Genomic DNA, 20,013 nt, shown 5'->3' with positions numbered 1-20,013 from the left:
CAAGCCCGTCCGGCGATTGAGGACAATCAGTAAGCCGCGCCCGCCCACCGGGCAGACGCCACAAACCAAGCCGGTCCGGCGATTGAGGACAAAAGCCGGCCGCCAGGCCAAGGGCGCTACGGCGCGATCACCTCGTCCAGGAAAGGCTCGATCGCCGCGCGCCACGCGTCCGGGCGGTCGTAGTGGACCAGGTGGCCCGCGTCAGCGACCTCCGCGTAGGCCCCCCGCGGCAGCACCCGCACCATCTCCTGCGCCTCCGCCCGCCCCAGCTCCCCGTCCTGCCCCCGTACCACCAGCGTCGGGCAGCGGACCTGCGCCAGTTCCTCCCAGTGCGCGTCGTGCACCCACGTCTCCCGTGACGTCAGCATCTGGCGGCGCGAGAACACCGGGGCCCAGCCGTCGGCCCGTTCCGCCATCACCTCCGCGTAGAACTCCCCCCGCGCCGGGCTCGCCCGCTCGACCCACGGGTCGTCCTCGCCGAACCACTTCCTGACGTCCGCGAGCGTCGCGAAAGGCACCGGCCACGTCTTGAACCAGTTCTCCCACTCCCGCTGCGACGCCGCGCCCAGCGCCGACGCCCGCATGTCGCAGATGATCAGCGCCCGCACCAGGTCGGGCCGCTTCGCCGCGAGCTGCCACGCCGTCAGCGCGCCCATCGAGTGGCCGATCAGGGTGACCGGCGCGAGCCCGAGCTGTTCGACCGCGGCCTCCGCGTCGGCGACGTACGCCTCGCGGGTGAAGGGGCCCTCCGCCGGCTTCTCGCTGCGGCCGTGGCCCCGCTGGTCGAGGGCCACCGCGCGGTGCCGTTCGGCGAGCCACCGGGCCGTCGAGGCCCAGTGCGAGGCGCGGCCCATCAGCCCGTGGAGCAGTAACACGCCGGACTCCCGCTCGGGAGCGGCCTCCCCGCCCCGCTTGGGCGGCTCCCCGAACTCCCAGGCGGCGAGGCGTACCCCCTCGGCTCCGGTCACATCGATGCGCTGAACCATGCGTCCTGGCACCCCCTTCGGTCCTGAGTGGTCGAGTCCGACCCCGCCAGACTATCGAACTCCCATTCGAAAACGCCGTTCTGGTCTACAACACCGCTCGTTCGAGTGACCCCGCTCGGGGATTGCCGGTCGCACCCGAGGGGAGATGTTCTCCGGGAGGCGGACCACTCGGGGATGAGGGTCCGAAGGCGCCGACCCTGGGAGCTCGGGGCTCCGGGTCGGCGCGGGGGAGGAAGGGCTCCGGTGCCATGAGGCGCCGGAGCCCTCTCCGTACGGAGGGGAGAAGGGAAGGGGAGGGCAGGGAAGGGGGTGCGGCCCGCGCACCGCGCACGCGGCGCACAGGGCGTCACCGACAGGCGACGCGCCGTGCCCGTGTCCGTATCGGCCCATCACCGCTCCCTCCCCGATGTCTGCCTGACATATGCCCCGGAGGGCAGCCCCGCACGCGCCCCGGGCGCTCAGGAGGGACAGACACCACGCCGCGCCGAAGGCTCAGCGCTTCGCCACGAACACGTGCGACGCCACCTCCGCGTCCAGCTCCGCCGCCTCGCCGCTGCTCCCGACCAGCACCCCGCCGGGGGACTCCGTCACGCTCACCACGGACCCGGGCTGCACCCCGGCCCGCCGCAGCGTGTACATCAGCTGGGCGTCGGTCTGGATCGGCTCGCCGATCCGCCGCACCACCACCGTCTTGCCCTCCGCGCCCGGATCCAGCTCCGCCAGGCTCACCATGCCCGCGTCGAGGAACGGGTCGGCCTCCGCCTTCTCGCCCAGCTCCTCCAGACCCGGGATCGGATTGCCGTACGGCGACTCCGTCGGGTGGCGCAGCAGCTCCAGGACGCGCCGCTCCACCGCCTCGCTCATCACGTGCTCCCAGCGGCACGCCTCCGCGTGCACCTGCTCCCACTCCAGGCCGATCACGTCGACCAGGAGACACTCCGCGAGCCGGTGCTTGCGCATGACGCGGACCGCCAGCCTGCGCCCTTCCTCCGTCAGTTCGAGATGCCGGTCGCCCGCCACCTGGACCAGGCCGTCGCGCTCCATGCGGGCCACGGTCTGGCTCACCGTGGGCCCGCTCTGGTCCAGCCGCTCGGCGATCCGGGCGCGCATCGGGACCACACCTTCCTCTTCGAGCTCAAGGATGGTGCGGAGATACATCTCCGTGGTGTCGATCAGTCCGGACATACGTGCCCCTCGATAATCGTGCGCTGGCCCTGACCCAATTCTGACGCATACCGCTGACAACCGTGCCGTGCCGGAGGCGCCGATGCGGCGGCGGACCGCGAAAGCGGACGGGAGACGCACGGGAGACCGGCAGGGGACGGGCGCGAAGCGCACGGGAAGCGTATTGACAGAGCAATGGTCCAGACCTCAACGTGATCCGCGGCACCGGCATTCCCCACCTCCCGCCCCACCCCTGGAAGGGCTCCCCCATGAGCGAGAGCAAGCTGGCCGATCAGTTCTTCGACGCCGCGATCGGCCTGCTCCAGCGCGTACGGGACACGGAGTCCGCGAACATCGCCGCGGCCGGGCGGGCGATCGCCGACACCGTCGCGGCCGGGGGCCGGCTGTTCGCCTTCGGTGCCGGGCACTCCTCGCTCGCCGCGCAGGACGTCGTCTACCGCGCGGGCGGCTTCGCCCTGATGAACCTGCTGGCCGTCCCGGGGGTGGTGGGCGTCGACGTCATGCCCGCCACGCTCGGCTCGGCGCTGGAGCGGGTGGAGGGCCTGGCGACGACCGTGCTCGACGCGAGCCCGGCGACCGCGGGGGACGTGCTGGTGGTCATCTCCCTCTCCGGGCGGAACATCCTGCCCGTCGAGATGGCGTCGCACGCGCGTGCGCTCGGGCTGACCGTCATCGGGGTCACGTCGGTGGCGTACGCGAGCAGGACCGAGTCCCGCAACTCCCTCGGCGGCTTCCTCAAGGACCACTGCGACATCGTCCTCGACAACGGGATCGCCGTCGGGGACGCGGAACTGACCGCCGACGGCATCGAGGCGCCCTTCGCGCCGGCCTCGACGGTCGTCACCAGCGCCCTCATGCAGGCGATGATGGCGGCGGCGGCCGGCGAACTCGTCGAGCGCGGCACCGAGCCCCCGCTGCTGCGATCGGGCAATGTGGACGGCGGGCCCGAGTGGAACGTACGGGTGATGACCGAGTACCGCGACCGCATCTTCTACCGCCACTGACCGACACCGGTGGTACGGGAAGACACGGCCGGGGTCCCTGGGAATCACTCCCGGGGACCCCGGCCGTTCGTTTTACGTGAAAACACTACTTTGCGTCACCCGCGCGCCGCTTGGCGAAATTTTGATCTTTCACGCGAAGGTAATGTTCGGGCAAAGTAGAGGAAGCTCCGGTGTCGCATCATCAGAGCTGTCGGCCCGACGGCGCACACCATCGCGCCGTTTGCCGTACGAAACCCGAAAGAAGAACCAGGAAGACCGATCCGCGCCGAGGAAATCCCAGGCGGACGGCGGCACCACGGAAAGGGCGAGCTGTGAGATCCCGACCCGACCGCGTGCCCGCCGTCAGACGCCGGACCGTTTCGGCCTGACCCGGCTTCCCGGACGACCCCACGGCGGCCGCTCCACCGGCCTCCTCCCCGCCGCGACCCGGCGGGAGCAGCGGCCACAGGCCGCCCAGGACGTCCACCCGCTCCACCTTTTCGACACCCCCCACTGACCCGACCACACCGCGCCCCGGCCAGACCGAGGGTTGCAGGAGGCAGGCCATCATGAAGTCACTCATCGACCACGCCCGTACGTTCTCCGTCCAGGTGGCGGAGCGTCCCGAGGAATTCCGAGAACTCGCCGCGGGGCAGACCCCGCAGGCACTGTTCATCACCTGCTCGGACTCGCGCGTGATCCCGTCCCTGATCACCGGCGCCCGTCCCGGCGAGCTCTTCGAGCTCCGTACGGCGGGCAACATCGTCCCCCGCTACGACGAACGGCGCCCCAGCGGCGAGACCGCGACCATCGAGTACGCGCTGCGTGTGCTCGACATCCGCGACATCGTCGTCTGCGGGCACTCCCACTGCGGGGCGGTCGGCGCCCTCGTGCGCGGCGACGACCTCTCCGCCCTGCCCGCCGTCAGAGGCTGGCTCGACCACGGAGTGCCCTCACTGCCGGCCGGCCAAGGCCTGGCCCACGCCGTCCGCCACCACGCGGCGGCCCAGCTCGACACCCTCCGCGGCTATCCCTCCGTGCGGGAGCGGATCACCGAGGGCACGCTCGCCCTGCACGCCTGGTACTACGAAGTGGACACCGGCGCGATCAGCGCCCACCGGCCCGACCTGGGCGGGGAGTTCAAACCGCTGTGACGGCGACATCACCCGCACGGCGCCTCCCCCACCACTCGTCCGCTCTCGGACCGCACAGCTAGGAACCCTCGTCATGCTCACGCTGTTGAAGGACCCCCGGGTCCTGAGGCGCGACATTCTCGCGTCCCTCGTCGTCTTCCTCGTCGCTCTCCCCCTGTGTGTCGGCGTCGCCGTCGCCTCCGGGGTCCCGGCCGAACTGGGCCTGGTCACCGGTATCGTCGGCGGGCTCGTCGTCGGCTGCCTGCCAGGGAGCTCACTCCAGGTCAGCGGCCCGGCCGCCGGTCTGACCGTGCTCGTGTACGAAGCCGTCAAGGAGTTCGGCACCGGCGCGCTCGGTGCCATCGTGCTCGTCTCCGGTCTGCTCCAACTGGCCCTGGGCGCCCTCGGGTTCGGCCGCTGGTTCCGGGCCATCTCCGTCGCCGTCGTCCAGGGGATGCTCGCGGGCATCGGCCTCGTGCTCATCCTCGGACAGGTGTACGCCATGGCGGACACCGCCCAGCCGTCCGGCGGCCTCGGCAAACTCGCCGGGCTGCCCGGGCTGGCCTGGGACATCGTCACCGACGGTACGACGCTCACCGCGTTCCTCGTCGGCGCCGGGACGGTCGCCGTCCTGGTGCTCTGGCCCCGCTTCCCGGACCGCGTGCGGGCGGTCCCGGGGCCCCTGGCGGCCGTCGCGCTGGCCACCGGGGTGACGATCGTGTTCGACCTGCCCCTCGCCAAGGTGGAGGTACAGGGCCTGCTGGCCTCCGTCCAGCCGCCGGGCCTCGACGACTTCGGCGTGCTCGCCGGGGTCGCGGGGATCGGCACCCTGCTCGCGTTCACCCTGATCGCCTCCGCCGAGAGCCTGTTCAGCGCCGCCGCCGTCGACCGGATGCACGACGGGCCGCGTACGAACTACAACAAGGAACTGATGGCGCAGGGCGTGGGGAACACGGTCTGCGGGGCGCTCGGCGCGCTTCCCATGACGGCCGTCATCGTCCGCAGCGCCGCCAACGTCCAGGCAGGGGCGCGGACTTCGCTCTCCCGCATCCTGCACGGCCTGTGGCTGCTGCTGTTCGCGGCGCTGCTCCCGGCCGCCATCGGTGTCATCCCGCTCGCCTCGCTGGCGGGTGTCCTGGTGTACGCCGGCTTCAAGCTCGTCCCGGTGAAGGACCTGGTGCCGCTGTGGCGCGAGCACCGGGGCGAAGCCGTGATCCTCGCGATCACGGCGGTGGCGATCCTCGTCACCAACCTCTTCGAGGGAGTGGTCCTCGGGCTGCTCCTCGCGGTGGTGAAGACGGCGTGGGAGATCTCCCACCTGCACGTCGACGTACGGGAGCTGACCGGCGGCCGGCTGGTGGTGTCGGTCACCGGCAACGCCACGTTCCTGCGACTGCCGCGGATAATGGAGGAGTTGGAGGACCTCCCGAAGGACCGCCCCATCGAGCTGGACCTGATGGGCCTGCGCCACCTCGACCACGCGTGCCGCATCGCGCTGGAGAACTGGGCCCTGCGGCACAACGACGCGGAGACGGAGCCCGTACGGCTGCTGCCCCCGGCGGCGGCGGTGCCGCGGGCCCGGGGCGTGGACGAAAGGACCACGGGCTCGGGCTGACCGGCCCACGTCCCTCCCGGCACACCGTCCCCGACCGCCGGACGGGCCCTGTCGGCCCGTCCGGCGGTCTTCGGTCCGCGCGCTACTCGCGTAGCTCTCGTGCCGCGCTACTCGCGTAGCTCTCGTACGAGATCCAGCGAGGCCGCCACGCGGAGCGTCACGTCCTCCGCGTACACCGCGTCGGGGCGTTCGAACGCCGGGCGGCTCGCGCCCCGCAGGAACGTCACCACGCCCAGCGACCTCCCCCGGCTCCGCAGCACCGTGCACAGCGCGTGCACCGTGTCCGCCGGCCACTGCCGGGACAGCGCCCACGTCGGCGGGGCCGCCGCCCCGCCCGGCGCGCTCGCCCGGACCGAACCGATCCGGTCCATCGCCTGGAGCGCCGGGTGCCCGTTCCCGTACCGCACCGGTATCCCGCCCGTGACCAGCGGCATGCCCGGCCCCGCTCCCCCGCCGGACGGCGTCGCCGCTGCCCGTACCAGCCGTACCGGAGCGTCCGACGACGACGTGACGAACGCCGCCGGGCGGTCCCCCTCGACCACCAGGTCGAGCAGCGCGTGGTCCGCGAAGCCCGCCAGCGCGAAGTCCAGATGGACCGTCGCCGCCTCCCCGGGGTCCTCGCACTCCGACGCCGCCCGCGCCGCCCGGTGCAGCTGGCTGGAGCGGAACCGCAGCCGGTCCGCGTCCTGCGCAGCCAGCTTCGTCTCCGTGATGTCCTGGAACATCCAGCTCACCCCCAGCGGCACCGGCTCCTCCGCCAGCGGGGACGCCAGCCGCAGGAACCCGCTGCGCCAGCAGCGCCGCCGCCGGCCGCCCTCGGCCGTACGGACCGTGACCCACAGCTCCACCAGGTCGCGGGGCGCGCCCTCGGCCAGGACGTGGTGGAGCGCGCCCTCGACCTCCTCGACGCCCTGGGTGATCAGCTCGCCGAGGGGCCGGCCGAGCACGGACGTACGCCCGGAACCGAGCGCCCGCGCCGCGTGCGCGTTGACGACGGTCGGCCGCAGGTCGACGTCGAGGAGGACCACCCCCCAGGACGCCTCGTCGAAGAGGGCCTCGCTGAGCGCTATGGACCGCTCCAGATCGATCTGCGCGTGGACCTCGCTGAACGCGCAGTAGACCCCGGCGGGCCGGCCGTCGGCGGCGCGCACCCCGGCCGACTGGGTCCGTACGAGCACCCGGCCGCCGTCCTTGCGCAGCAGCGCGAACTCGTGGATCTGGCGGCCCGGCGCGTCCATCGCGGCCATCAGCCTGCCCTGCACCTCGTCGGCGTCGGCCGTCCGCACCGCCCAGCCCGCGAAGCCGTGCCGGCCGACGGCCTCCGCGGCCGACCAGCCGAGGACCCGTTCCGCCTCGCGGTTCCAGTGAGTGATCACACCGCCCGCGTCGAAGGCGCAGAGCGCGGCGTCCATGCCGTCGAGCAGGGCCGCGAGCAGGTCGGAGCCGGGCCCGTCGCGCACCGGTTCCGATTCCGGTTCCGGTCCGGCTCCGGGGCCCGAGCCGGGCGCGGAGCCCGGCTCGTCCGGCCCGGGCACGCTGGTGGTCCCACTTCGAGAAGCACTCATCCTGGCACCCCCTGGCAGGACGTCTCCGCCGGTGCTGTCGCACGTCCGATCATTCAACTTGAACGTGACTCAGCCCACACATCGTTCCCCGAAATCGCCTCGTCCAACAAATCTCGGTGGGCGTCGAAATTCACTTGAGCATGCCCGGAGGGGCGCCTAACGTTGCAGTCACACCGAAAGGAGGTGATCCGGAACATGATTTCAGTCCGGACAAGTGAGGTGGCTGCGGGCTAACGGCCTGCCAGTCGCACTCTTGAAGTGCTCGGCCGGTCGTCGGCCGAAATCCCAAGCAGTCACCCGACCCGCAAGCCGCCGGTGTGTCCGGCCGGCTCCCTCCCCGGAGGGACCACGGCTTGCGGGTCGTCTGCGTTGTGTGGCGGACGCGTGCGGCGGACGCGTGCGGGGGGCGTTCCGATGCCTCACGGCCTTACGGGCAGAGCCGCTCTTACGGGCAGAGCCGCTCCACCCGCCAGTCCTTCCCCTCGCCCACGTACCGCAGCCGGTCGTGCAGCCGGTTCTCGTGCCCCTGCCAGAACTCGACCGTCTCGGGGACGACCCGGAATCCGCCCCACCCCGGCGGCACCGGCACCTGCTCGCCCTCCGGATAGCGCGCCGCCAGGTCCTCGTACCGGGCCAGCAGCTCCTCCCGCGTCCCGATCGGGCTGGACTGGTCGCTCGCCCACGCGCCCAGCTGCGAGCCGTGGGGGCGGGTGCGGAAGTACGCGGCCGTCTCGTCGCGGCCGACCCGGTCCGCCCGGCCGGTCACGATGACCTGGCGGGCCATCGGGTGCCAGGGGAAGAGCAGCGAGACGTACGGGTTCGCCCCGATCTCCCGGCCCTTGCGGGACGTGTAGTTCGTGTAGAAGACGAAGCCCCGGTGGTCGTACGCCTTGAGGAGCACGGTGCGGGAGGACGGGCGGCCGTCCCGGGTGGCCGTGGACACGATCATGGCGTTCGGCTCGTGCACACCGGCGGTCGCCGCGTCCGTGAACCAGCGGGTGAACTGGTCCATGGGCGCGGGGGCGAGGTCCGTCCCCAGCAGCGGCATGTTCCGGTACCGCTCACGCATGACGGCCGGGTCCGGGGCCTCGGACGACCGGTCCGAAGGCACGTCGGAAGGCAACTCTGAAGGCAGGGAGTCAGACACGTGCCTCATCTTGCCGCAGGGGCGAGTCTTCCCGGCACGGAGTGCCACCAATCCTCCCGGGATGAAATCGGGCACTGTGCCGGATATCACGCTTCCCCGCATCGGAGGAACCCGCCAAAATCCAGGGGCGGGGCACTGTCGCCTTCCCACACCGGAAGCAGCCGTTCCCGCTTTCCCGCCGGTGGGTGACCATTCGCCGTTCGGGGCATCACCGGGGTGACCGGACCGGTACCACCCGTCGCACACATCATGAGGAGCCGCCTGATGTCCGACTTCGTACCCGGACTCGAAGGAGTCGTCGCTTTCGAGACGGAGATCGCCGAACCGGACAAGGAGGGCGGGTCGCTCCGCTACCGGGGCGTCGACATCGAGGACCTGGTGGGGCAGGTGTCCTTCGGCAACGTCTGGGGGCTCCTGGTCGACGGGGCCTTCGACCCCGGGCTGCCGGCCGCCGAGCCCTTCCCGATCCCGGTCCACTCCGGTGACATCCGGGTGGACGTGCAGTCCGCGCTGGCGATGCTCGCGCCGGTCTGGGGGCTCAGGCCGCTCCTCGACATCGACGAGGCCACGGCCCGTGACGACCTGGCGCGGGCCGCCGTGATGGCCCTGTCGTACGTGGCCCAGTCGGCGCGCGGTCAGGGCGTGCCGATGGTGCCGCAGCGGGAGATCGACAAGGCGGGGAGCGTCGTGGAGCGCTTCATGATCCGCTGGCGCGGGGAGCCCGACCCGAAGCACGTGAAGGCGGTCGACGCGTACTGGACGTCGGCGGCGGAGCACGGCATGAACGCCTCGACGTTCACCGCCCGGGTGATCGCCTCGACCGGCGCGGACGTCGCCGCGGCGCTGTCGGGCGCGGTGGGCGCGATGTCGGGGCCGCTGCACGGTGGCGCCCCGTCGCGGGTGCTCGGCATGATCGAGGAGATCGAGCGTACGGGCGACGCGTCGGCGTACGTGAAGCAGGCGCTGGACAAGGGCGACCGGCTGATGGGCTTCGGCCACCGCGTCTACCGGGCGGAGGACCCGAGGGCCCGCGTCCTGCGCCGTACGGCACGCGAACTGGACGCGCCGCGCTACGAGGTGGCGGAGGCGCTGGAGAAGGCGGCGCTGGAGGAACTGCACGCGCGCAGGCCGGACCGGGTGCTGGCGACGAACGTGGAGTTCTGGGCGGCGATCGTCCTGGACTTCGCGGAGGTGCCGGCCCACATGTTCACGTCGATGTTCACGTGTGCGCGTACGGCGGGCTGGTCGGCGCACATCCTGGAACAGAAGCGCACGGGCCGCCTGGTGCGGCCGTCGGCCCGCTATGTGGGTCCGGGGACGCGGACGGTCGAGGAGATCGAGGGCTTCGGCGGCCTCTGATCCTCGACGGCCACCGGAGCGGACGGGCCGCGTGAGCGGGGGCAGCCCCCCGGTCACGCGGCCCTCGTGGGCCGACGGGCGGCGGGCGGCAGGCCGCAGGCCGCAGGCCCACCTTGGAGTCCGGGCACGGGACCGCGCAGGGCCGCTTCGGGCCGCCCTGGGCCGAACCGGCCCTGGCCGCCGGGGCGAATCGGGCCCATCCCGGGGGGCTGACCGCAGGTCCGGCCTGCGGGCCCACCCAGGGGCTGACCGCAGGTCCGGCCCCAGGTCCGGCCTCAGGTCCGGCCTCAGGTCCGGCCTTCGGTCCGGCCTTCGGTCCGGCTTTCGGTCAGGCTTTCGGTCAGGCCGTGGGCGCGGCCCCCGGCCCGCCTCCCGGGCCACCCAGCACCCCGTCCAGGATGTGCGACCACTGCGCCACCACCCGCGTGCGGCGCGGGGTGTCGTCCGTCAGGAGGGTGGCCAGGCCCAGGCCTCGGGCCATGTCCAGGAGGCCCTGGACCGTTTCGCGTACGCCCGGTACCGACTCGTCCGCGCCCAGGAGCGCGACCGCGCTGCGGTGGGCCTCGCGGCCGACCCTGGCTTCCAGCTCGGTGACGCGGGGGCGGAGTTGTTCCTCGTCGGAGGCCGCGACCCAGAGGTGGAGGGCGGCGCGGAACAGCGGGCCCGTGTAGAGCGCCACGATCCCCTCGACCGCCTGCGCGCGGTGGGCCCGGCCGGCCGGGACGAGGGCGCGCAGGGCGGTGGAACGCTCCTCCGCCACGTACTCGACCGCCGCCGTGAACAGGTCCTCACGGGTCGGGAAGTGGTGTTGCGCGGCGCCCCGGGAGACCCCGGCGCGCTCGGCGACGACGGAGACCGTGGAGCCCGCCCAGCCGTGTTCGGCCAGGCAGGACACGGCCGCCTCCAGGAGCCGCAGCCGGGTGGCCCGGCTGCGGTCCTGTTTCGGGGCGGCTACCGCACCCATGCCGCGTCCCGCCGTTCCAGGAACGCGGCGATGCCCTCGCGGGCCTCCGCCGACACGAACAGCGAGGCGGAACGCTGGACCAGGTCCTCGGCGTGGTCGTCGAACGCCCGCAGCACGTCCGCCGTCAGGAGCTTCTTCGATTCCGCGAGCCCCTGCGGGGACGCCCTGCGCAGCCCGTCGAGTACGGGCGCGAGCGCCGCGTCCACGTCGTCGGCCGCCTCGGTGAGGATCCCCGCCGCGACCGCCGCCGCCGCGTCGAAGCGTTCGCCGGTGAGGTAGTAACGGGCCGCCGCCCGGGGCGTGAGCCGGGGCAGGAGCGGCAGCGAGATCACGGCGGGCGCGACCCCGATCCGTACCTCGGTGAACGCGAAGTCCGCCGCCGTACGGTCCGCGAAGGCCAGGTCGCAGGCGCCGAGCAGCCCGAGGCCGCCCGCCCTGACATGCCCGGTGACCCGCGCGACGACGGGTTTGGGCAGCTCCACGATCTGCCGCATCAGGGAGACGAAGGCGTACGGGCCGGCCGGTTCCTTGAGGTCGGCGCCCGCGCTGAAGGTGGTGCCGGTGTGGGCGAGCAGCACGGCCCGTACGGCGGGGTCGCCGGCGCAGTCGGCGAGCGCGGCCCGGAGCGCGTCGACGAGCCGCGCCGACAGGGCGTTGCGGTTCGCGGGCGAATCCAGGGTGAGGGTGGTGATGCCCCGGTCGTGGGCGGTGGTGACCAGGTCGTCCGTCACGTGGTGATCTCCCTCTCGCGGTCCCTCAGCTGGCGTCTGAGGATCTTGCCGGAGGCGGCGCGGGGCACGCCTCCGATGAACTCGACCCGGCGGATCTTCTTGTACGGGGCGACGCGTTCGGCGACGAACGTCATGACGGCGTCGGCGCCGAGCGTCTCCGCACCGGGTCGACGGACAATGTAGGCCTTCGGGACCTCGTTGCCGTCCGCGTCGTACACACCGATCACCGCCGCGTCCGCGATCGCGTCGTGGGTGAGGAGCAGTGCCTCGAGTTCGGCGGGGGCGACCTGGAAGCCCTTGTACTTGATGAGTTCCTTGACGCGGTCCACGACGAACAGCCAGCCGTCGGCGTCGACCCGGCCGACGTCCCCGGTGTGCACCCATCCGTCGGGGTCGATCATCGCGGCGGTGTCGCCGGGGCGGCCGAGGTACCCCTTCATGACCTGCGGGCCCCGGATGAGGATCTCGCCCTCGCCACCGGCCGCCACGTCCGCGTCCGGGTCGTCGAGGCGCACGACGCGCATCTCGGTGCCGGGGAGGAGCTTGCCGACGGCGCCGGGCGGCGGGTCGGTGGCGTCCAGCGGCACGATGTGCGTGCCGGGCGACAGCTCCGTCATGCCGTACGCCTGCCGTACGGGCGGGAGGTTCAGCCGGGCCGAACAGGCCGCCGCCAGGCGGGAGTCGAGCGGGGCCGCCGCGCACAGGACGTAACGGAGCGAGCTGAGGTCGTACCGGGACACGGCCGGGTGCTTGGCGAGGGCGAGGACGATGGGCGGGGCGACGTACAGGCCGGTGATGCGGTACGTCTGGATCGCGGCGAGGAACTGGTCGAGGTCGAAGCGGGGCAGGACGACGACGGTCGCGCCGTGGCGCAGGGGCGCGTTCATCAGGGCGGTGAGGCCGTAGATGTGGAAGAACGGCAGAATCGCGAGGATGCGGTCGCCGGGGCCCATGGGGACGACGGGTTCCATCTGCGCGAGGTTCGTGGCGATCGAGCGGTGCGTGAGCATCACGCCCTTGGGGACGCCGGTGGTGCCGGAGGAGTACGGGAGGACGGCGATGTCCTCGCCGGGGTCGACGGGGACGGTCACCTGGGGGGCCGTCGAGCGCGACAGGTCGCGGACCGAGCGGTGTCCGACGGCCCGGTCGCAGACGAAGATCTCCTCGATGCCGCCGACCAACTCCGCCGAGCGGCGGGCCACTTCGAGGAGCGGCCCGACCGTGACGATCCAGCGGGCCGCCGAGTCGCGGAGCTGTGTGGCCAACTCCTCGGCGGTGGCGAGGGGATGGGCGGTGGTGACGGTCGCCCCGGCGCGGCTGGCGGCGTAGAACACCGCCGGATACACCACGGTGTTGGGGCTGTGCAGGGCGAGGACGTCACCCTTGCGCACGCCCGCGTCGGTGAAGGCCGCGGCGAGGGCGCGGTGGTATGTGTCGAGCTGGCCGTACGTCATGTTCGTACCGTTCGTGCCGTCGACCAGGGCCACGGTGTCGCCGAACTCGGCGGCGCGGCCGAGGACGGCCTCGTGGATGGGCAGATCGACGGCCGGGACATCCGCGTACTCGCTGTGGAAGATCATGACGACCCCTTCGACGCTTGGACGCTTCGGCGCTCCGGCGCGCGGGACACGAACGCGCGGTTCGCGACATGAACGCCCAGAATCGCGTGTCCTAGTAGGACTTGGGGAGACCCAGGGACTGATGGGATATGTAGTTCAGGATCATCTCGCGGCTGACGGGCGCGATCCGGGCCACGCGCGCGGCGGTGACCAGCGAGGCGAGGCCGTACTCCCGGGTGAGGCCGTTCCCGCCGAGGGTGTGCACGGCCTGGTCCACGGCCTTCACACAGGCCTCGGCGGCGGCGTACTTGGCCATGTTGGCGGCCTCGCCCGCCGCCACGTCGTCGCCCGAGTCGTAGAGGTGGGCGGCCTTGCGCGTCATCAGGCGGGCGAGTTCCAGTTCTATGTGGGCCTGGGCGAGGGGGTGGGCGATGGCCTGGTGGGCGCCGATGGGTTCCTTCCACACCTGGCGGGTCCTGGCGTACTCGACGGCGCGGGCGAGGGCGTAGCGGCCCATGCCGAGGGCGAAGGCCGCGGTCATGACGCGCTCGGGGTTGAGGCCGGCGAAGAGCTGGAGGAGTCCGGCGTCCTCGTCACCGACCAGGGCGTCGGCGGGCAGCCGTACGTCGTCCAGGACCAGTTCGAACTGCTTCTCGGCGGCGTGGAGTTCCATGTCGATGGGGGAACGGGTGAACCCGTCGGCGTCGCGCGGGACGATGAACAGGCAGGGCTTGAGGCGGCCGGTCCTGGCGTCCTCGGTGCGGCTGACGACGAGGGTGGCGTCGGCGATGTCGACGCCGGAGACGAAGACCTTGCGTCCGTTGAGGATCCAGCCGCCGCCTTCGTCCTTGCGGGCGGCGGTGGTGATGCGGTGGGAGTTGGATCCGGCGTCGGGTTCCGTGATGCCGAAGGCCATGGTGAGGGAGCCGTCGGCGAGGCCGGGGAGCCACTGCCGCTTCTGCGCGTCGGTGCCGAAGCGGGCGATCACCGTGCCGCAGATGGCGGGCGAGACGACGAGCATGAGGAGCGGGCAGCCTGCCGTGCCCAACTCTTCGAGGACAAGCGAGAGTTCGACGACTCCGCCGCCTCCGCCGCCGTACTCCTCGGGGAGGTTCACGCCGAGGTAGCCGAGTTTGCCGGCCTCGCGCCAGAGGGTCTCGCGGTCGAAGTCCCTTCCGTGGCGGCGGCCGAGGGCGGAGACGGCGGCGCGGAGGGCGGTGTGTTCCTCGGACTCGACGAAGGTGCCGCCGGTGCTCGGGTCGGTGACGGCGCTGCTCGTGCTGCGGCTCATGACGGCTGGTCCTCCGGGGCGGGGTCGGTGGCGACGACGGCGAGCAGGGCGCCCACTTCGACCTGGCGGCCGGGGGTGGCGTGGAGCGCGGTGAGGGTGCCGGAGGCGGGGGCCGTGACGCGGTGTTCCATCTTCATGGCCTCCAGCCAGACGAGGGGCTGCCCGGCGGTTACGCGGTCTCCCTCGGCCAGCCCGTCGGCGATGCGTACGACCGTGCCGGGCATGGGGGCGAGCAGCGAGCCGGGGGCGGTGGTGGCGCTCGGGTCGGTGAAGCGGGGGTGGGCGAGGAGGCGGTACGACCCGTGGGCGGTGTCGACGTACACGTGGTCGCTGTACGCCGAGACGTGGAAGTCCCGTACAACACCGTCGACTTCGAGGCGTACGAGCCGCTCGGAGACGCTGACGACCCGGACCGCGTCGTCCTCCACGCGGACCCCGTCCCGGGTGACCCGGTAGCTGATCTCGTGGTCGCCGTAGGTCTTGCGGTGCGGCTGCGAGGCGAGGTTGCGCCATCCGCCGAGGCGGGCGGGCACGGTGGTGGCGCCGCGCCGGGCGGCCGAGTCGGCGAGCGCGGCGGCGACGGCCGCGTGCCGTTCGCCCTCCCCTGCGGCGGGTGCGGTGAGCGCGTCGAGGTGGCGGTCGTAGAACCCGGTGTCGGGGTGCCCGCCGAGGACGTCGGGATGGGTCAACGACCGTACGAGCAACTCCCGATTGGTCCCGGGGCCGTGGATCCGGGCGCGCAGCAGCGCGTGCGCGAGACGGCGCAGGGCCTCGGCGCGGGTGGGGGCCCAGACGACGACCTTGGCGAGCAGCGCGTCGTAGTGCGGGCCGACGCGGTCGCCGGGGCCGTAGCCGGTGTCGGTGCGGAGGCGTACGGCGTCCTGGGCCGCGCCGTGCCGGGGCCGTACCCCCTCCGCTTCCCCTTGCCCCTCCGCCTCCACCGACAGTTCGTGCAGGACCCCCGTCTGCGGGGCCCAGTCCCGGGCCGGGTCCTCCGCGTACAGCCGTGCCTCCACCGCGTGGCCGTACGGCTCCGGCGGCGCGGGCGGGAGGGGGGCGCCCTCCGCCACGGACAGTTGCAGCGCCACCAGGTCGAGGCCGAACACCTCCTCGGTGACGGGGTGTTCGACCTGGAGGCGGGTGTTCATCTCCAGGAAGTACGGGCAGCCCCGCGGCGAGACCAGGAACTCGACCGTCCCCGCCCCCCGGTACGCCACCGTGCGCGCCGCCGCCACCGCCGCGTCCGCCAGGCCGGTGAGCAGTTCGGCCGGCAGTCCCGGCGCCGGGCTCTCCTCGACGACCTTCTGGTGCCTGCGTTGCAGCGAGCAGTCCCGGGTGCCCAGCGCCCACACCGTCCCGTGCGCGTCGGCGAGGATCTGCACCTCCACGTGCCGGCCGCGTTCCACGTACGGCTCCGCGAAGACCTCGCCGTCGCCGAACGCGGACACGGCCTCCGCCGAAGCAGCCGCCAACTCGTCTTTCAGGGCGGCCAGTTCACGGACCACCCGCATGCCCCTGCCGCCACCCCCGGCCGCCGCCTTGAGCAGCAGCGGGAGGTCCGCCTCCGTGGCCGCGCCCGGATCCACCGGCGCCAGCAGCGGCACACCCGCCGCGCCCATCAATTCCTTCGCGCGCGTCTTCGACGCCATCGCCTCGATCGCGGCCGGCGGCGGCCCGATCCACACCAGGCCCGCGTCGAGGACCGCCTGCGCGAACTCGGCGTTCTCGGACAGGAATCCGTAGCCGGGATGCACCGCGTCGGCGCCCGCCGCGAGCGCCGCCTTCACGATCAGGTCACCCCGCAGATAGGTGTCGGCGGGCGCCGCCCCCGGCAGCCGTACGGCCGTGTCCGCCTCCCGCACGTGCAGGGCGTCCGCGTCCGGGTCGGAGAAGACCGCGACCGTCGCGATGCCGAGTTTCCGGCACGTACGGAAGACCCGGCAGGCGATCTCGCCCCGGTTCGCGACCAGGACGCTGGTGATCAGCACGGTCCTGGCCGTCCGCGTCCGCACACTCTTCGTCATCGTTCGCCTCACATCCGGAAGACGCCGAAGCCGCCCCGCACTCCCGCGACCGGCGCGGTGTGGAGGGCGGACAGGCACAGGCCGAGAACCGTGCGGGTGTCGCGCGGGTCGATGACCCCGTCGTCGTACAGCCGTCCGGACAGGAACAGGGGCAGGGACTCCGACTCGATCTGCCGCTCGACCAGCGCGCGCAGCGCCGCGTCCCCTTCGTCGTCGTACGGCTGCCCCTTCGCCGCCGCCGAGGCGCGCGCGACGATCGAGAGCACCCCGGCGAGCTGCTGCGGGCCCATCACGGCCGATTTGGCGCTCGGCCACGCGAAGAGGAAGCGGGGGTCGTACGCGCGCCCGCACATGCCGTAGTGCCCGGCGCCGTACGAGGCGCCCATCAGGACCGACAGGTGCGGGACGGTGGAGTTCGACACCGCGTTGATCATCATCGCGCCGTGCTTGATGATCCCGCCCTGCTCGTACTCCTTGCCGACCATGTAGCCGGTGGTGTTGTGCAGGAACACCAGGGGAATATCGCGCTGGTTGGCGAGCTGGACGAACTGCGCGGCCTTCTGCGACTCCGCCGAGAACAACACGCCCTGCGCGTTGGCCAGGACGCCCACCGGATAGCCGTGCAGGGCGGCCCACCCGGTCACCAGGCTCGGTCCGTACAGCGGCTTGAACTCGTCGAAGTCCGAGCCGTCGACCACCCGGGCGATCACCTCGCGCGGATCGAAGGGAATCTTGAGGTCGCCCGGCACGATGCCCAGCAGCTCGTCCTCGTCGTACTTCGGCGGGGCGGCGGGACCCGGATCGGGTTGTGCCTTGCGCCAGTTGAGGCGGGCGACGATCCGGCGCGCCTGCCGGACCGCGTCCTGCTCGTCCACGGCGAAGTGGTCGGCGAGCCCCGACGTACGGGCGTGCATCTCCGCGCCGCCGAGCGACTCGTCGTCGCTCTCCTCGCCCGTCGCCATCTTCACCAGCGGCGGGCCGCCGAGGAAAACCTTCGAGCGCTCCTCGATCATGACGGTGTGGTCGGACATGCCGGGGACGTACGCCCCGCCGGCCGTGGAGTTGCCGAACACCACGGCGACGGTGGGGATTCCGGCGGCGGACAGCCGGGTCAGGTCGCGGAAGAGCGCGCCGCCGGGGATGAAGATCTCCTTCTGGGAGGGGAGATCGGCGCCGCCCGACTCGACCAGGCTGATGAGCGGCAGGCGGTTGGTGTACGCGATCTCGTTGGCGCGCAGCGCCTTCCGCAGCGTCCAGGGATTGCTCGAACCCCCGCGTACGGTAGGGTCGTTGGCGGTGATCACACACTCGACGCCCTGGACCACACCGATGCCGGTGACCATCGACGCGCCCACCGGGTAGTCGCTGCCCCAGGCGGCGAGCGGGGACAGTTCGAGGAACGGGGTGTCCGGGTCGAGCAGCAGCTCGATCCGCTCCCGGGCGAGCAGTTTGCCCCGCGCCCGGTGCCGGGCCACGTACTTCTCACCGCCTCCGGCGAGCGCCTTGGTGTGTTCGGCGTCCAGTTCGGCGAGCTTGGCGAGCATCGCCTCGCGGTGCGCGGCGTAGTCGGCGGAGGCCGGGTCGAGCGCGGTGGGGAGCACGGTCACAGGAGGACCTCCGGGAGGTGGGCGTACCGGGCGCGCAGCCACTCGCCGAGTGCCTTGGCCTGGGGGTCGAACCGGGCCTGGGCGGCGACACCTTCGCCGAGCAGGCCCTCCACGGTGAAGTTGAGCGCGCGCAGGTGCGGCAGGACGTGCCGTACGACCGTCAACTCCGCGCTCTCGGGGACGAGATGGCGGAAGAGGTCGACGGTCAGCTCGTGCGCCAGCCACCGCCACGCGCCCTCGCTCCGCGCCCAGACGCCGACGTTGGCGTCGCCGCCCTTGTCGCCGCTGCGGGCGCCCGCGATGAGGCCGAGGGGCGCGGGAAGGGTGGCGAGGCCGGTGGGGAGCGGTTCGGGCAGGTCGGCGTCCGGTTCTGGGACCGGCTCAAGTTCTTTGGTGTGTACGGGCCTTGGTACGGGCACGCGCTCGCCGTCCGGCAGCACCGCGAGGTGGCCGACCTCCGCCGCGTCGACGTAGGTGGACTCGAACACCCCGTAGGGGGCGCCCTTTCCGGGCGGGGCCGTGACGTGGAAGCCGGGGTAGCTGCCGAGCGCCAGCTCGACCACGGCGCCGGTGACGGCCCGCCCCACCGCGTCCGGATCGGGGTCGCGCACGACGAGCCGGAGCAGCGCGCTGGCCGTCTCCTCGGTGGGGGCGTTGGTGTGGTCGGTCCTGGCCAGTTCCCAACGCACCTCGGCCGGGGGCGTGTTGCCTCCGGTGGTGGCGAGTGCGTCGGTCACCTGGTCGCGGACGAGGTCCGCCTTGGCCTCGATGTCGAGTCCGGTGAGGACGAAGACGACCTCGTTGCGCCAGCCGCCGACCCGGTTGAGGCCGACCTTGAGCGTGGGGGGCGGCGGCTCGCCGCGTACGCCGGAGATCCTGACCCGGTCGGGTCCGTCGGGGGTCAGCCGTACGGTGTCGAGGCGGGCGGTCACGTCGGGGCCCGCGTACCGCGCCCCGCCCGTCTCGTACAGCAGTTGGGCGGTGACGGTGCCGAGGTCCACGACCCCGTCCGTACCGGGGTGCTTGGTGATGACGGCGGTCCCGTCGGCGCGGATCTCGGCGAGCGGGAAGCCGGGGTGGCGCAGGCGGCGGGGGTCGTGGTCGGTGAAGAGGGCGTAGTTGCCGCCGGTGGCCTGGGTCCCGCACTCCAGTACGTGCCCGGCGACCACCGCGCCGGCCAGCGCGTCGAAATCGTCGGGTGCCCAGCCGAAGTGGGCGGCGGCCGGTCCGGTCACCAGCGCGGCGTCCGTGACGCGGCCGGTGACCACGATGTCGGCGCCCGCGCGCAGGCACGTGGCGATCCCGGCGCCGCCGAGGTAGGCGTTGGCCGTCAGGACGCCGTCGCCCCAACTCCCCCTCGCCAGCAGGTCGTCGCCCTCGACGTGGGCGACGCGGACCGGGACGCCGACCCGCTCGGCGAGCGCGCGGACGGCCGCCGCGAGGCCGGCGGGGTTGAGTCCGCCCGCGTTGGCGACGATCTTCACGCCGCGCTCGTGGGCGAGCCCGAGCCCTTCCTCCAGCTGCCGCAGGAACGTCTTGGCGTATCCGGCGGCGGGGTCGCGCTGCCGGTCCCTGCCGAGGATGAGCATGGTCAGCTCGGCGAGATAGTCGCCGGTCAGGACGTCGAGGGGGCCGCCGGTGAGCATCTCGCGCAGGGCGTCGAAGCGGTCGCCGTAGAAGCCGGAGGCGTTGCCGATGCGGAGGATGCCGGGGGCGGCGCCGGTGAGGGGGGAGTTGGCTGTCGTTGTGCCGGTCGTCCTGCTTCCGGCTGTCGGGGCGGCGGTGGTCCTGCCTCCGGCTGTCGGGGCGCCTGGGGTCGGGGCGCCGGCCGCCGGGGAGCCGGGGGTCGGGGCGCCGGGGGTCG

General features: G+C 72.7%; 15 protein-coding genes. 4 read left to right on the top strand and 11 right to left on the bottom strand.

Translation table 11 applies throughout. The annotated features are described in order from the left end of the window. Positions 1-116: 116 nt before the first annotated feature. On the bottom strand, positions 117-986 hold the full coding sequence (locus tag GT042_RS13815; protein WP_161309002.1) for an alpha/beta hydrolase: 870 nt from the start codon (positions 984-986) through the stop codon (positions 117-119). A gap of 492 nt (positions 987-1,478) precedes the next feature. Further along, the gene (locus GT042_RS13810; RefSeq protein ID WP_161309001.1) at positions 1,479-2,171 is read right to left on the bottom strand and encodes a metal-dependent transcriptional regulator; all 693 of its coding nucleotides are present in this window, start codon (positions 2,169-2,171) and stop codon (positions 1,479-1,481) included. 248 nt (positions 2,172-2,419) lie between these two features. Here GT042_RS13810 and GT042_RS13805 point away from each other — a divergent pair, with 248 nt between their 5' ends. The 3 genes from GT042_RS13805 to GT042_RS13795 all read left to right on the top strand — a co-directional run bounded on the left by GT042_RS13805 (position 2,420) and on the right by GT042_RS13795 (position 5,902). Further along, positions 2,420-3,175: an SIS domain-containing protein gene (locus GT042_RS13805; RefSeq protein ID WP_161309000.1), complete on the top strand. Its 756-nt coding sequence runs from the start codon at positions 2,420-2,422 to the stop codon at positions 3,173-3,175. 548 nt (positions 3,176-3,723) lie between these two features. After that, complete coding sequence (locus GT042_RS13800; RefSeq protein WP_161308999.1) at positions 3,724-4,308, top strand: carbonic anhydrase; 585 nt, start codon at positions 3,724-3,726, stop codon at positions 4,306-4,308. A 73-nt stretch (positions 4,309-4,381) separates the two neighbouring features. Next, on the top strand, positions 4,382-5,902 hold the full coding sequence (locus GT042_RS13795; protein WP_161308998.1) for a SulP family inorganic anion transporter: 1,521 nt from the start codon (positions 4,382-4,384) through the stop codon (positions 5,900-5,902). Between the two features lie 107 nt (positions 5,903-6,009). On the opposite strand, the gene GT042_RS13790 is transcribed toward GT042_RS13795, so the two are convergent. Further along, positions 6,010-7,467: a PAS domain-containing protein gene (locus GT042_RS13790; RefSeq protein WP_161308997.1), complete on the bottom strand. Its 1,458-nt coding sequence runs from the start codon at positions 7,465-7,467 to the stop codon at positions 6,010-6,012. A 445-nt stretch (positions 7,468-7,912) separates the two neighbouring features. Next, entirely contained in the window at positions 7,913-8,536 is a 624-nt protein-coding gene (gene pdxH / locus GT042_RS13785; protein ID WP_161308996.1) for a pyridoxamine 5'-phosphate oxidase, read from the bottom strand. A 342-nt stretch (positions 8,537-8,878) separates the two neighbouring features. On the opposite strand from pdxH, the gene GT042_RS13780 reads away from it, so the two are divergent. Further along, entirely contained in the window at positions 8,879-9,973 is a 1,095-nt protein-coding gene (locus GT042_RS13780) for a citrate synthase 2 (protein ID WP_161308995.1), read from the top strand. A 340-nt stretch (positions 9,974-10,313) separates the two neighbouring features. On the opposite strand, the gene GT042_RS13775 is transcribed toward GT042_RS13780, so the two are convergent. The 7 genes from GT042_RS13775 to GT042_RS13745 form a co-directional block, all read right to left on the bottom strand. Next, a complete protein-coding gene (locus GT042_RS13775) occupies positions 10,314-10,937 on the bottom strand; it encodes a TetR/AcrR family transcriptional regulator (RefSeq protein ID WP_161308994.1) in 624 nt (207 codons plus the stop codon). Further along, positions 10,925-11,668 carry an enoyl-CoA hydratase family protein gene (locus GT042_RS13770; protein WP_345943767.1) on the bottom strand — a complete coding sequence of 248 codons (744 nt, stop codon included), beginning with the start codon at positions 11,666-11,668 and terminating at the stop codon, positions 10,925-10,927. The genes GT042_RS13775 and GT042_RS13770 overlap by 13 nt, the downstream gene beginning before the upstream one ends. After that, positions 11,665-13,248 carry a 4-coumarate--CoA ligase family protein gene (locus GT042_RS13765; RefSeq protein WP_161308993.1) on the bottom strand — a complete coding sequence of 528 codons (1,584 nt, stop codon included), beginning with the start codon at positions 13,246-13,248 and terminating at the stop codon, positions 11,665-11,667. The genes GT042_RS13770 and GT042_RS13765 overlap by 4 nt, the downstream gene beginning before the upstream one ends. Positions 13,249-13,339: 91 nt before the next feature. Next, complete coding sequence (locus tag GT042_RS13760) at positions 13,340-14,518, bottom strand: acyl-CoA dehydrogenase family protein (protein WP_161308992.1); 1,179 nt, start codon at positions 14,516-14,518, stop codon at positions 13,340-13,342. Beyond that, positions 14,515-16,542, bottom strand: coding sequence for a biotin carboxylase N-terminal domain-containing protein (locus GT042_RS13755; protein WP_202532739.1), 2,028 nt, complete (start codon positions 16,540-16,542; stop codon positions 14,515-14,517). The genes GT042_RS13760 and GT042_RS13755 overlap by 4 nt, the downstream gene beginning before the upstream one ends. An 8-nt stretch (positions 16,543-16,550) precedes the next feature. After that, entirely contained in the window at positions 16,551-18,149 is a 1,599-nt protein-coding gene (locus GT042_RS13750; RefSeq protein ID WP_161308991.1) for a carboxyl transferase domain-containing protein, read from the bottom strand. Next, positions 18,146-19,855, bottom strand: coding sequence for an acyclic terpene utilization AtuA family protein (locus tag GT042_RS13745; protein ID WP_161309003.1), 1,710 nt, complete (start codon positions 19,853-19,855; stop codon positions 18,146-18,148). The genes GT042_RS13750 and GT042_RS13745 overlap by 4 nt, the downstream gene beginning before the upstream one ends. Positions 19,856-20,013: the final 158 nt, after the last annotated feature.

This window comes from Streptomyces sp. SID3212 (assembly GCF_009865405.1).
Taxonomy (GTDB): Bacteria; Actinomycetota; Actinomycetes; order Streptomycetales; family Streptomycetaceae; genus Streptomyces.
Note: the sequence above shows the minus strand (reverse complement) of the source record. Positions and strands in the feature narration are given on the sequence as shown.